Below are 13302 nucleotides of genomic sequence, written 5' to 3' on the forward strand. Positions count from 1 at the left end.
CTACACGACCTTGCCGCCGCTTTCCTGTGACGATGGCACATTTTCGGCGCGCAACGGCTGCAGCAGCATGCGGTCCAGCCTCAGGTCGGCGGGATCGCGAAAGTCCGCCAGGCCGATTGTCATGCCCTGATGGCCGTCCCGCGGCTGGTCGCGATAGGTGCCGAACACACGGTCCCACCACGACAGGCTGAACCCGAAATTGCTGTCGGTCTCGTCGCGGTGCCAGGAATGATGCACCCGGTGCATGTCCGGCGTTACCAGCAGTCGCCGCAGCACGCGATCCACCCGGCCCGGCAGGGCAAGGTTGGCATGGTTGAACATCGAGGTCGCGTTCAGCAACACCTCGAACAGCAGCACGCTGACGGCCGGCGCGCCAAGCGCCAGAACGGCAATCAGCTTGATGCCCAGCGACAGCAGGATTTCCGCCGGGTGGAACCGCGCCCCGGTGGTAACGTCGATGTCCAGGTCGGCATGGTGCATGCGATGCAGCCGCCACAGCGGCGCGATTCTGTGGAAAGCCACATGCTGGCCATAGATCAGCAGGTCGAAGGCCAGCACACACAGCGCAACCGCCAGCCAGCCCGGCGCGGCAACCATGTTGAACAGGCCGATCCCGTGCGCCGAGGCCCAGATCGCGACCCCCACCGCCGCGCCCGGCGCCACCAGTCGCAGCAGCAGCGTATTGAGAACGGCAACCCCCAGATTGGCCGGCCAGCGGCGCAATCGCCCTTGCCCCAGCGCACGCCGCGGTGCCAGCATTTCCGCCCCCATCAGCAGGCCGAGAATGCCCAGATAAACCGCCAGCCGGATGGCCGGTTCATGCGCAAGAATCAGATCGCCCATGGGCGCAATCTAGACCGGATCGCCGGCGCGACGAATGGTCCGGTCATGCCGCCTCGCGGCCATCTACGTTCCCGCTCCCCTCCTCGGCGCGCGGATCCAGATCGGCCCGCACCGGGGCGGTGGATGGCATCGGCACGAAATCCGTCTTTTCCGCCTGGGCGGGTGCTGCCCGCTGTCGCGTGCGATACAGCGCGAACAGGGCCATGGCGACATGCGTCACCGCCGTGAAGCCGAACAGGCCAAGCGGGCCGATCCGCTCCATGGCGATGCCCGCGATCAGCGGCCCGATCACCGAGCCGGCACCGTTGATCAGCAGCAAACCGCCGGCAATGGCGACGAAATCGACGTCCTTGGCCATGTCGTTGGTATGCGCGGCACTGAGCGCATAGAGCGGGAACGAGAAAACCCCGAACAGGAAGGCGGCGATCGGCAGCATGGCCGGCCATACGGCATAGCCGAACACGATCAGCAGTCCGGCCCCGGCAGCACAGGCACAGGCGATCAGGATGGTATGGCGGCGGTCCATGCGATCCGACAGGCGGCCGAATGGCCATTGCGACAGCGCGCCGCCGATCACCGTGGCGCTCATGAACCAGGCCACCTGCGATACGCCCAGGCCGGTCTGCGCCGCGAAGGCCGGCCCCAATGCCCAGAAGGCACCGTTGGCCAGACCGACGGTGAGCACGCCGGCCACGCCCACGGGCGAGACGTCATACAGCTTGCGCAACGACAGCCGGGTCGAGGAGATCGGCGCCGGGGCCGGCGAACGCGTCATCGCCACCGGCACGGCCGCCAGCGAGACCAGGATCGAGGCCAGGCTGAACAGGTGAAACCGCAGCGGATCGTCGGCCAGCATCAGCATCTGGCCCAGGGTGATCACGGAGAAATTCACCGTGGTATAGGTGGTGAAGATCAGGCCGCGGTTTTCCCGCGTCGCCCGCTCGTTCAGCCAGCTTTCGATAATCAGGTACAGGCCGGCCATGCAGAAGCCGGTCAGGCCGCGCAGCAGCCACCAGGGCGCCGGCACCACCAGGATCGCGTGCACCAGCGGGATCACCGAAGCCGCCGACACCATCGCCGTGAACAGGCGGATATGGCCGACGCGACGGATAAAGCGCGGTGTCAGCAGGCAGCCGCCGACAAAGCCGATGTAATAGGCCGAACCGAGCACGCCGATGGAAATCGCCCCGAAGCTTTCCAGGTTGGCGCGCACCGGCAGAAGGGTGCCTTGCAGGCCATTGCCGGTGAGCAGCAACGCAACGCTGAGCAGGAGCGCGCCAACGGGCGCAAGCGACGACACCATTCTGCTTCCACTTCGATCTGCTGGCCGGCACCAACCGGCACAAAGCGTTACATGATTTTTTCTCGCTGCGCTCAATCCGCCACAGGAATGCGGCCAGGCTGAGGCAAAAAGTTCAAACACAGCGGGAGGTTGTTTTTTGGCATTCGCGCTCCGGCATCGCTCCTCTCCGATTGAAGAAGTGTAGCGACCTAAGTTGAAGGAATAAATGAATTAATAACCATTTCTTCAAACCGGCCAAAAACTACTTACGGTATTTTAATGCGATGATTTGCAAGTATCCGGATAAACAAGGTTCAACCAGCCTCCGGATTACAAACACGCAATGTACATGCTTCCGCTCAAACCCCAGCAACGCACCCTTGGCCGTATGCTCAGGATCGCGCTCGGGGTCTTCCTGCTGGGCCTGTTCGGCTACGCGCTGCTGCCGGGTGTGGTGTTCAGTCAGTATCCGCTAGGCCGCGTGAATGCCGAATTGGTCACTTTGCGCGCGCCGATTGATGGCCAGATCAGTTTCGGCGACATCCGGGTCGGCGACCGCATCCAGCGCGGCCAGGTGCTGGCCACCCTGCGCGATCCGCCCGGCCGCGATGTGCGGCTTGCCAATCTGGAAGCCCAGCATGATGGCCTGAACGAACGGATTGCCGGTCTGCGGCAGCAGATCGCCGAGCTGGAGCCTTTCGTGCAGCGGCTCGGCAAGGACAGCCAGGTTTTCCGTATGGCGGTGATCAACAACCTGTCAGCCCAGATCGGTGAAGCCGAGGCGCGCGTTCGTCAGGCCGAAGCCAATGTCCGCCTGCTCGACGCCCAACTCAAACGGGTCGCACCGCTGGCCGCCAAGAACTATGCCAGCGGCGCCGAACTGGATCGCCGCCGTGCCGAGGCCGATGTCGCCCATGCCGAACTGGCGGCCCAGCGCCAGACCATGGCGCGCCTGCGCCAGGAACGCGCCGCTGCCGAACAGGGCGTTTATCTCAGCGACTCCTACAACAACGCTCCCTATTCCCAGCAACGGCGCGACGAAGTGGAATTGCAGCGCCTGACGCTTCAGACCCGCCTTGCCGAACTGGTCGCCGAGCAGGGCCAGTTGCAGCGTCAGGTCGAGGCCGAGCGCCGCCGCCGCGAACAGATGGGCGAAGCCGCCATCCATGCGCCGGTCGACGGCCTCCTGTGGCGGCAACTGGAGAGCAACGAAAGCACCATTGGCATCAGCGCACCGCTGTTGCAGGTGGCCGACTGCGCGCGGATTTTCTTCGAGGTGCCGCGCGACCGCCGCAATGATGAGACCCTCTCGCTGGGCGACCGCGTGACGGTGGAATTCGAACAGAACGGCCAGATGACCCAGCATCCGGCGCGCCTGGTTGGCCTGCGCAGCGATCAGGATGCCGACCGCCGCGAATTCGCGCTGGCGGGCGGTACCGGCAATGACCAGCTTCGCTGGATCTTCGCCGTGGATTTCACCGGCACTGCCGAAACCTGCCCGATCGGCCGTACGGGCCGGCTGCGCCACGGCGACAGCCTGATCGACCGCATTGCGCGGCGCTAGGCCATTGCGATTGTTTCAAGTCGCTATGGTCGTTTACCAATCAGGTGCAATTTCAGACCCGCGATCATTTATACTCCCCATAGCCGACCTCAAGTGTTATTTTCCAGATTGCAGAAATCGCAGAGCGAGTGGGATGTCATGTTTCCTCTCATGCCGGCTCCGACATGTATCTGTCGACGATAACAGCAACCAAAACCAACTTGGGGCGTCTGCTGCGCATTGCGCTCGGCCTCTTCCTGCTGGCGGTGTTTGGCTATGCCCTGCTGCCCGGCGTGTTCTACGCCCAATATCCCCTTGGCCGTGTCAACGCCGAACTGGTCACGATGCGCGCGCCCATTGAAGGCCAGATCGAGTTCAGTGGCGTGCGGACGGGCGAGATGGTGAGGTACGGCCAGACCCTGGCTGTGCTGCGTGACCCGCCCGGTCACGATGTGCGGCTGGCGGATTTGCAGGCGATCAGCGCCAGCCTTGCCGAACGGACCGCCGTGCTCGACCGGCAGATCGCCGCTCTTGAGCCGATCATGCAGCGCCTGCACGAAGACAGCCAGGATTTCCACCGCGCCGTGAACAACAACCTCTCGGCCCAGATCGCCGAAACGGAATCCCGCATCAGGGGCGCTGAGGCAAACCTGCGCCTGCTGGAAGCCGAGCTTAGGCGGGTGCAACCCCTGGCCAGCGCCGACTATGCCAGCCGCGCCGAACTCGATCGCCGGCGAGCCGAAGCCGAGATCGGCCAGGCTGAGCTGGCGACGCTGCGCAATACCCTGCAGCGTCTGACTTTCGAACGCGAGGCGGCGGGTCGCGGCATCTATCTGAGCGATTCATACAACAACGCTCCGTATTCGCAGCAGCGCCGCGACGATATCGAATTGCAGCGCTTGACCCTGCAAAGCCGGCGCGCCGAGCTGGAAGTCGAACGGCTTCAGACGCTGCAGCAGATCGAAACCGAGCAGCGCCGCCGCACGGTAGTCGATGAAGCGACCATCACCGCCACCGTGGATGGCATATTGTGGCGACGACTGGAAAGCGATGGCGCCATGATCGGCACCAGCGCCCCGCTGCTGCAGATCGCCGATTGCAGCCACATATTCTTCGAAGTCCCGCGCGACCGGCGCAGCGACGAAACGCTGTCGATCGGCGATGCCACCCAGGTGGAATTCGAGCAGAATGACAGGATGACCACCTATCCGGCCCGTCTGGTCGGGGTGCGTGGCGAGCAGGATGCCGGCAACCGCGAATTCGCCGTCTCCATGCCACTGGCTGCGGGACAGCTGAGCTGGATCTTCTCCGTCGATTTTTCCGACAACGACGAAGGCATGGCCTGTCCGATCGGCCGCATCGGCCGGCTGCGCCACAGCGACACCATGCTGGATCGCCTGACCCGCCGCGCGACGACCCTGTTCGACCGTTGAAGCGATGAATGATCTGCTGGCCACCCTGCCCGGCGTCGCCCTGCTGCTTGGTGCCGTCCTGCTGCTGCCCCTGATCCGGCCAACCAACATGCTGGTGCGCCGCGGCCTGATCCTGGCGACCTTCGTGCTCAGCCTGCGCTATTTCTGGTGGCGCATCAGCGAAACCCTGCCGCCGATGGACCAGCCGGCCGATTTCGCCTTCGGCCTGCTGTTCATGGTACTCGAGCTGATGCTGGCCTTCAGCACCTATATGTGCCTGCTGACCTTCTGGCGCCATCGCGATAACAGCCCCGCCGCCGATGAATACGAGCATGAAAGCCGCCGCGACGGCAACCTGCCTGCCGTCGACGTCTTCATCCCGACCTATAATGAACCCTGGGAGGTGCTGGAGCGCACGATCCTCGGCGCCAGCGCCCTCGATTATCCCCATTTCACTGTCTGGGTGCTCGATGATACGCGCCGCGACTGGCTGCGCGACAAATGCGCCCAGCTCGGGCTGCGTTACCTGACACGGCCGGGCAACGAAGGCGCCAAAGCTGGCAACATGAATAACGGCCTCCATGTGTCGAAGCAGGAGACCAATGCTCCCCTAATTATGGTGCTGGATGCCGACTTCGTCCCCCGCCGCAATTTCCTGCGCCGCGTGGTCGGCTTTTTCCGCGATCCGCGCGTCGCCCTGGTGCAGACCCCGCAATTCTTCTTCAACCCCAACATGCTGCAGCACAATTTCATGCTGTCGGAATCCTGGGTCGACGAGCAGCGCTTCTTCTTCGACACGCTGCAGCCGGCCAAGGATGGCTGGGATGTGTCCTATTGCTGCGGCACCTCCTTCGTGGCGCGCCGCGCCGCCGTGGAGGAGATCGGCGGCTATCCGACGGAAACCATCACCGAGGACATCCTGCTCAGCTTCAAGCTGATCGACGCCGGCTACGTCACCCGCTATCTGAACGAGAAGCTGTCCAGCGGCCTGGCGCCGGAGACCATCGGCGAATACATCAAGCAGCGCAGCCGCTGGGGCATTGGTGCCATCCAGTCGCTGTTCGTCCATTGCGGGCCGTTCGGACGCAACAACCTCGATTTCATTCATCGCCTGCTGTTCCTGGAGACCGCGAATTACTGGCTCAGCCTGCCCACCTTCTGCCTGTTCGGCCTGTTCGCGCCGCTGCTCTACTGGATCGGCGGTATCGCCATCCTGCGCGCCGAGGCCGCCGAGTATGCCTATCATTTCCTGCCCGCCTTCATCGCCTCCACCACGCTGTTCGTCTGGATCTCCGGCGGCCGCATCATGCCGCTGCTCACCGACCTGACCGAGTTCGTCTGCGCCTCGCGCGTGGCGCCGGCGGTGTGGAAAGCGCTGCTGTTCCGCAAGGCACAGCCCTTTCGCGTCACCGCCAAGGGCATGCTGTCCGACCGGGTGCAGATCAACTGGACGGTCATGCTGGAAGCCGGCGCCCTGTTCGTGCTGACCACCATCGCCCTGCTGTCCTATCGCACCGCGCTGGTGGACGGATTGCAGCCCGATGGCGGCGACCCGACCCTGTACACCTTCTGGAGCTGCTGGAACCTGCTGATCCTCGCCCTGGTGATGCTGCTGGCGGTGGAACGGCCGCGCCGGCGCCGCGAGGAGCGCTTCGACCTCAACGAACCAGCCCACCTGCTCTGGCGCGGCAGCCGCGAGCCGGCCCGGCTGCTCGACATGTCGGTTTCCGGCGCCCGGGTCGAAATTGCTCCGGCGCTGGCAACCCAACTGCGCGATGCCGACGTGATCATCGAGATCACCGGGATTGGCCCGGTCACCGCCCATGTCACCAATGCCGGTGGCGGCAATGTCAATCTGCGCTTTGGCGCCGGCGCGCCACGCGCCGCGATCATCGTCAAGCTGTATACCGGGGACTATGACAGCGTCGCGCTGCGGACCGAGATTGGCAGCGCCTTCAGCGGCATATTCCGGTGGGTTTTCGGGATGCGGTAGGATATTACCGGAAAAATAGGCGAAAATCCGGGCGGAATTTGATCCACTTCCCTTCCAATCGGTCCGCCGCTTTTGCCCGGGACCGGGCGTACGAACGAGAAAGCCATGCTACCCGAAGCCATCAAAGCCAAGGCCCTGCTGAAACTGGCGCGCGAGATCAGCCAGCACAAGGCCGGCTATTCCGCGTTGATTATCGACCTGTCCGGCGTGCCGGCGATCCGCAACCGGGTGCTGTTCCGCGCCTTCGTGCGGTTCGTTGAAGAACATGCGCTGGAACGGGCGACGCGGGTGCATCCATTGGCGATGAATGTGGTGGTGCTGGTGGCGCCGACCAACGACTGCCCGCAGATCGCCCGCCGCATCGAGGACCTGAACGACTTCCTGCTCAGCCAGCGTCACGGCCGGATCCAGCTGGTGCATTATGACCTGGAAGCCAGCCCCGACCGCTTTGTGGCCTATTGCACGCGGCTGATGGAACAGGCACCCGCGCCGGCGCCCGACCGCTCGGTGCCGATCACCGATCCCGCCGCGCCCGATATCGCCAGCCTCGACCGCATGATCGATATCCACCGCAGCATCGGCCAGGCCGATCTGACGCTGCAGATCCGCTCGCAGACCGTCTGGCAACTCGAACAGGAACGGCCGCCCGCCGCCTTCGCCGAGGAATTCTGGGTCTCGATCGCCGCCATCGAGCAGATCACCGGCCAGCTCATCCATTCCGATGCCTGGCTGTTTGGCCGCAGCACCGAACTGCTCGACCAGCGCATGCTGAGTCACCTGAGCAAGGACCCGCCGGTCACGCCGCTGCGCCTGTTCCTCAACCTCAATCCCTCCAGCATCGTCGGCGGCAATTTCCGCAAGCTGGTCGCCAACCTGCCGGCCGAGCAGCTGCGGCGTCTCACCATCGAAACCGCCCTGCTCGACTGGCGCCGCTCGGCCGACGTGGCCGGCCGCATCCTCGATCAGTTGCAGCGTCTGGGCATCGCCCTTGCGCTGGATGGCATCCGCGCCCAGGATATCGCCACGCTGACCCCGGAAGAGCTGGCCGCCGCCGACTACCTGAAACTCGATGCGGTGGCACAGGACGAAGCGGCGCTCGACAAGGCGCTAGCCGGTGTCGCGCCGGAGATCGCGGCCAAGATCGTGCTGTGTCATTGCGAAAGCACGGCGCAGCTCCGCATCGGCCTCCAGCACGGCATCGCGCTGTTCCAGGGCAGCCATCTGGCCAGCTTCCTCGACAATCCGGCCGAGATCGAAAGCCTGCTCGGGCGCGCGGCGGCCGAAGCCACGCCGCAGGCGGTGAAAACCGGCCAGTTGCCGGAAAACTGAACCGGCATCGCCCCGATTCTGAAGCCGAATTAAGCAAAAGCCCTCTTGCCGGCTTTTCCGCCTTGCCGCCATAATCCCGGCCAACCGGGGGATGCATGCAGGCCGAGGCCATCAAGATACAGGGGCTGATCAAGCTCGCGCACGAGATCAGCAACCGCAAATCGCAATGCTGCGCCCTGCTGGTCGATTTCTCGGGCATTCCCGGCATCCGCAACCGCGTGCTGTTTCGCGCCTTCGTCAGTTTCGTGGAAGAACGCTGCCTCGACCACGCCCTGCATGCCCATCCGCTGGCGCGCAACGTGATCGTGGTGATCCTGCCCCATGCCGAGGAGACCACGGTTCTGAACCGCCTCTCCGAACTGAACCATTTCCTGCTGCAACAGCGCCATGGCACGATCGGCCTGCACCGCTTTCATCTCGACACCGAAGTCAGCGAATTCATCGCCTTTGCCAGCCGCCTGATGGAACAGGCGCCGGCGCCACCGGTGCATCGCAGCATCCAGACCGTCGATCCCGCCCCGCCGGATATCGTCGCGCTCGATCACCTGATCGGGATCGAGCGCAGCATCGGCCAGGCCGACCTGACGCTGCAGATGCGCAGCCAGACGATCTGGGACCTGCAGAAAGACCAGCCGCCGGGCGACTTCGCCGAGGAACTCTGGGTCTCGATGAGCGCGGTCGAGAAGATCACCGGGCAGGACCTGCACGACGATGCCTGGATGCTGGGCCGCAGCACCGATCTGGCCGACAAGCGCCTGCTGGCGTTTCTGGTGAAGGAAATCCCGCTCGCCGATGCCCGCCGGGTGCGCCGCTTCATCGGCCTGACGCCGGCGAATGTGGCCGGCAGCGACTTCCACCGTCTGATCGGCGAGCTTTCGGCGGCGCAGCTCAGCGATCTGGTGATCGAGCTGACCCTGCTGGACTGGCGCATGGACCCGCAGGCGGGCCGCGAGGTCGCGGCCATGCTGCGGCGGAATGGCATCGGCCTCGCGCTCAGTTGCCTGCGCGCCGAGGACCTGCCGCACCTGACCCGCGAGGATATCGAAGCCGCGCAATTCCTGAAGCTGGATGCCTCGGCCCAGCCGATCGAGCAGCTCGCCACCGGGCTGAAGACCCTGAACGGCCCGCTGCTGTCGAAGACCATCCTGGGCCATTGCGACACCGAGGAACAGATCGCCGTCGGCATCCTGTGCGGCATTCGCCTGTTCCAGGGTTCGCGGCTGACGCATTTCCTCGACAACCCCGACCTGGTCGAGAAACTGCTCGGCCGCAGCGCGGCGCTGCACACGGCCGCCGCCATCCGCACGGCGCACAAGGACTAGCCCACAAAAAAACAGGCGGGCTTTTGCCCGCCTGTCCAGAGAAGACCTGTCCAGAGAAGAGATGCGGCCGTCGCTTAACGGTCGCTGTGATGGGCCTTGGCCTTCAGGCCGGCGGCGCGGATGTCAGACAGCGACGCGCGCGGCGTCAGCGCCTCGGGGTCCAGCTTCACCTCGATGATCGCCGGCTTGCCGGCGGCCTGGGCGCGCTGGAAGGCGGCGGCGAAATCCTCGGTGCGCTCCACCGTCTCGCCATGGCCGCCGAAGGCGCGCGCATAGGCGGCGAAATCGGGGTTGACCAGCTGCGTGCCGCTGACGCGGCCGGGATAGTCGCGCTCCTGGTGCATGCGGATGGTGCCGTACATGCCGTTATTCACCACCACCACGATGATGTTCACGCCATACTGTATGGCGGTGGCGAATTCCTGGCTGGTCATCATGAAGCAGCCGTCGCCGGCGAAAGCAACGACCGTGCGCTGCGGATTGGTCAGCTTGGCCGCGATCGCCGCCGGCACGCCATACCCCATCGAGCCCGAGGTGGGTGCCAGCTGGCTGGTATGTCGGCGATAGCGATGGAACCGATGGAGCCAGGTGGCGTAGTTGCCGGCGCCGTTGCAGAACACCGCATCGGCCGGCAGCGTATCGGTCAGCCAGCGCATGAGGCTGGTCATCTGGATATTGCCGGGCGAGACCACCGGCGCCTGCCAGGCTTCGTAATCGGCACGTGCCTGCTTGGTTTCGGCGGCCCAGGCGCGGCCATCCACCGGACCGATCTTTTGCAAAGCGGCGGCAAAAGCGGCGGCGGAAGCATGGATCGGCAGATCGGCGGTGTAGACGCGGTTCAGTTCCTCCGCGCCGGCATGCACATGCACCAGGGCCTGCTTCGGCACCGGGATGTCGATCATGGTGTAGCCGCCGGTGGCCATCTCGCCCAGCTTGGCGCCCATCACCAGCAGCAGGTCGGCCTCCTTGATGCGCGCCTGCAGCTTGGGATTGATGCCGATGCCGACATCCCCCACGTAATTCGGCCAGTCGTTGTCGATGTAGTCCTGGCGACGGAACACCGCGCCGACCGGCAGGTTGGAAGCACCGGCCCAGGCCTGCACCTGCTCGCGCACGCGCTCGCTCCAGCCCGAACCGCCGACGATCAGCATCGGCTTTTTCGCCGCCTGCAGCATCGACTTCAGCTTCGCCATCTGCTCGTCGGAGGGATGCGCCTCGGCCGGGATCACCGGCTTGCCGTCCTCGCATTCCACCTCTTCGGTCAGCATGTCTTCCGGCAGCGCCAGCACCACCGGCCCGCGCCGGCCCGACATCGCCACGCTGAAGGCGCGGCTGATGAATTCGGGGATGCGGCGGGCATCGTCGATCTCGGCCACCCACTTGGCCATCTGGCCGAACATGCGGCGATAGTCGATTTCCTGGAAGGCCTCGCGCTCCATCATGTCGCGGCCGACCTGGCCGATGAACAGGATCATCGGCGTCGAATCCTGATAGGCGACATGCACGCCGGCCGAAGCATTGGTGGCGCCGGGGCCGCGCGTCACCATGCAGATGCCCGGCTTGCCCGTGGTCTTGCCATAGGCATCGGCCATCATCGCCGCGCCGCCTTCCTGGCGGCAGATCACGAAGCGCATGGCATTGGCATGGTCATGCAGTCCGTCGAGCACGTTGAGGAAGCTTTCGCCGGGCACGCCGAACATGGTGTCGACGCCCTGGATGCGAAGCTGCTCGACCAGGATATGCCCGCCTGTACGTTTCATGACTCTAACTCTCTTCGTCTGTTGGTTCGGGAGGCTTTGGTGTTATCGCTTGATCGGCGCGAAGGAGGCTGGCGTCATCAGGCGGTTTTCCTGCGCCACCAGGTTGCCGGCCTCGGCGCTGCGGCGCAGGTAATCCTGCCATTCGGGATCGGCCTGCATCGCCGCGCGTCTCGTCTCGCGGTCGCCGGCATTCTCGTAAGCCCAGATGTGGATATAGGTGTTGATCGGTCCGGTTTCGGTGATCAGGAAGGCGAAAGGCTGTCCCAGGTGGCGCGTCTGCGCCTTGAGGCCGTATTGCTCATAAAGTTCAAGCTGCGGCTTCAGCCGGCCGGGCCGGCAGGTATAGGTGCGAACATCGAGCAGCATGTTTCAGGGTCCCCCTCGATCGTGCGGAAGGACACTAGGCAAGCCGTCCCGGCCTCGCAAGGCATACTCCGGCATGGGCACCGAATAACCCCGGGATCATACTTCCCGCGCATGACGTCATGCTGAAAACGCGGTCGAACTGATGCTGCACCGCCGCGCCAGCTTGCCGATAGGCCGGAATCCCGTCATAAGCAGCCGGAGAAACCGGGAGGAAAACATGCAGATTGCCGCGTGCATGTCGCGACTGGGCACGGAAAGCGCCTTTGAGGTTCTGGCCCGCGCCAAGGCTCTTGAGGCCCAGGGGAAGAGCATCATCAACCTCGGCATCGGCCAGCCCGATTTTCCCACCCCGCCCCATGTGGTGGAGGCCGCGATCAAGGCCCTGCGCGACGGCCATCACGGCTACACGCCGGCCAACGGCATCCTGCCTCTGCGCGAGGCGGTCTGCGCCGAGATCGCGCAGCGCTACAAAACCACCGTGTCGCCCGACCGCATCGTGATCGTGCCCGGCGGCAAGGTGACCATGGCCACCGCGATCATGATGTTTGGCGAACCCGGCGCCGAGATCATGTATCCAGATCCCGGCTTCCCGATCTATGAAAGCCTGGTGAAATTCACCGGCGCCACGGCGGCCGGCTATCCCCTGCTGGAAAAGAACGGCTTCGCCTTCCGCGCCGACGACCTGCTGGCCCGCATCACGCCGAACACGCGCCTGCTGATCGTCAATTCGCCGGCCAATCCCACCGGCGGCGTCGCCCCGGCCGAAGAAGTGAAAAAGCTGGTCGAAGGGCTCCAGCGCTTCCCCCATGTCGCCATCATGGCCGACGAGATCTATTCCCGCCTGGTGCTGGATGGCGATGGCGCCTATGCCAGCTTCATCCCGTATCTTCCGCTGCTGCAGGATCGCCTGATCATCCTGGAAGGCTGGTCGAAGACCTATGCCATGACCGGCTGGCGTCTGGGCTGGGGCCTGTGGCCGGCGAAGCTGGCCGAGATCGCGACACGGTTCGCGATCAACACCCATTCCTGCGTCAACGCCGCCACGCAATATGCCGGCATCGCGGCCCTGCAGGGCCCGCAGGATGCCGTGGAACAGATGCGGCTGGCCTTCCGCCGCCGGCGCGACCTGTGCGTCGCCGGCCTGAACAGGATTCCCGGCCTGAGCTGCATCAAGCCCGAAGGCGCCTTCTATGCCTTCCCCAACATCGCCGGCACGGGGCTGACGGCGCGGCAGATGCAGGATGGCCTGCTGGAACAGGCCGGCGTCGCCACCATTGCCGGCACCAGTTTCGGCCGCCATGGCGAAGGGTATCTGCGGTTGTCCTTTGCCGCGTCCGATGAGGCAATCACCGAGGCTTTACAACGGATTGCCAACTTCCTCGGCCAGAACCAGCCAAAACAATAGGCAAATTTCAGCCTATTTTTCGATCATATGGGTTATTTTCTATGCAA

10 protein-coding genes are annotated in these 13302 nt (G+C 64.6%); 6 read left to right on the plus strand and 4 right to left on the minus strand.

Going from position 1 to position 13302, the window contains the following annotated elements:
- Positions 1–843, minus strand: coding sequence for a sterol desaturase family protein (locus ACE3OO_RS00720; RefSeq protein ID WP_374298668.1), 843 nt, complete (start codon positions 841–843; stop codon positions 1–3).
- Between the two features lie 43 nt (positions 844–886).
- Positions 887–2146, minus strand: coding sequence for an MFS transporter (locus ACE3OO_RS00725; protein WP_374298670.1), 1260 nt, complete (start codon positions 2144–2146; stop codon positions 887–889).
- Positions 2147–2468: 322 nt separating this feature from the next.
- On the opposite strand from ACE3OO_RS00725, the gene ACE3OO_RS00730 reads away from it, so the two are divergent.
- The 5 genes from ACE3OO_RS00730 (at position 2469) to ACE3OO_RS00750 (ending at position 9724) form a co-directional block, all read left to right on the plus strand.
- Positions 2469–3689 (plus strand): HlyD family secretion protein, encoded by a 1221-nt coding sequence (locus tag ACE3OO_RS00730; protein ID WP_374298672.1) that lies wholly within the window; start codon positions 2469–2471, stop codon positions 3687–3689.
- Positions 3690–3853: 164 nt separating this feature from the next.
- Complete coding sequence (locus tag ACE3OO_RS00735) at positions 3854–5101, plus strand: HlyD family efflux transporter periplasmic adaptor subunit (protein WP_374298674.1); 1248 nt, start codon at positions 3854–3856, stop codon at positions 5099–5101.
- A 4-nt stretch (positions 5102–5105) separates the two neighbouring features.
- Positions 5106–7073, plus strand: a complete 1968-nt coding sequence (locus tag ACE3OO_RS00740; RefSeq protein WP_374298676.1) for a glycosyltransferase family 2 protein — start codon at positions 5106–5108, stop codon at positions 7071–7073.
- A gap of 105 nt (positions 7074–7178) precedes the next feature.
- Positions 7179–8402 (plus strand): hypothetical protein, encoded by a 1224-nt coding sequence (locus ACE3OO_RS00745; RefSeq protein ID WP_374298679.1) that lies wholly within the window; start codon positions 7179–7181, stop codon positions 8400–8402.
- Positions 8403–8497: 95 nt separating this feature from the next.
- The gene (locus ACE3OO_RS00750) at positions 8498–9724 is read left to right on the plus strand and encodes a hypothetical protein (protein ID WP_374298681.1); all 1227 of its coding nucleotides are present in this window, start codon (positions 8498–8500) and stop codon (positions 9722–9724) included.
- Between the two features lie 74 nt (positions 9725–9798).
- On the opposite strand, the gene ACE3OO_RS00755 is transcribed toward ACE3OO_RS00750, so the two are convergent.
- Together ACE3OO_RS00755 and ACE3OO_RS00760 are read right to left on the minus strand one after the other, a co-directional pair.
- Positions 9799–11484, minus strand: a complete 1686-nt coding sequence (locus ACE3OO_RS00755) for a thiamine pyrophosphate-binding protein (protein WP_374298683.1) — start codon at positions 11482–11484, stop codon at positions 9799–9801.
- 42 nt (positions 11485–11526) lie between these two features.
- Positions 11527–11850, minus strand: coding sequence for an NIPSNAP family protein (locus ACE3OO_RS00760; protein WP_374298685.1), 324 nt, complete (start codon positions 11848–11850; stop codon positions 11527–11529).
- A 217-nt stretch (positions 11851–12067) separates the two neighbouring features.
- Here ACE3OO_RS00760 and ACE3OO_RS00765 point away from each other — a divergent pair, with 217 nt between their 5' ends.
- Entirely contained in the window at positions 12068–13255 is a 1188-nt protein-coding gene (locus ACE3OO_RS00765) for a pyridoxal phosphate-dependent aminotransferase (RefSeq protein ID WP_374298687.1), read from the plus strand.
- Positions 13256–13302: the final 47 nt, after the last annotated feature.

This window comes from Ferrovibrio sp. (genome assembly GCF_041906005.1).
In the GTDB taxonomy this organism is placed as follows: Bacteria; Pseudomonadota; Alphaproteobacteria; order Ferrovibrionales; family Ferrovibrionaceae; genus Ferrovibrio.

Coding starts and splice junctions, on each gene's coding strand:
- ACE3OO_RS00720 (WP_374298668.1), bottom strand. CDS start 843: ATGGGCGATCTGATTCTTGCGCATGAACCGGCCATCCGGCTGGCGGTT.
- ACE3OO_RS00725 (WP_374298670.1), bottom strand. CDS start 2,146: ATGGTGTCGTCGCTTGCGCCCGTTGGCGCGCTCCTGCTCAGCGTTGCG.
- ACE3OO_RS00730 (WP_374298672.1), top strand. CDS start 2,469: ATGTACATGCTTCCGCTCAAACCCCAGCAACGCACCCTTGGCCGTATG.
- ACE3OO_RS00735 (WP_374298674.1), top strand. CDS start 3,854: ATGTATCTGTCGACGATAACAGCAACCAAAACCAACTTGGGGCGTCTG.
- ACE3OO_RS00740 (WP_374298676.1), top strand. CDS start 5,106: ATGAATGATCTGCTGGCCACCCTGCCCGGCGTCGCCCTGCTGCTTGGT.
- ACE3OO_RS00745 (WP_374298679.1), top strand. CDS start 7,179: ATGCTACCCGAAGCCATCAAAGCCAAGGCCCTGCTGAAACTGGCGCGC.
- ACE3OO_RS00750 (WP_374298681.1), top strand. CDS start 8,498: ATGCAGGCCGAGGCCATCAAGATACAGGGGCTGATCAAGCTCGCGCAC.
- ACE3OO_RS00755 (WP_374298683.1), bottom strand. CDS start 11,484: ATGAAACGTACAGGCGGGCATATCCTGGTCGAGCAGCTTCGCATCCAG.
- ACE3OO_RS00760 (WP_374298685.1), bottom strand. CDS start 11,850: ATGCTGCTCGATGTTCGCACCTATACCTGCCGGCCCGGCCGGCTGAAG.
- ACE3OO_RS00765 (WP_374298687.1), top strand. CDS start 12,068: ATGCAGATTGCCGCGTGCATGTCGCGACTGGGCACGGAAAGCGCCTTT.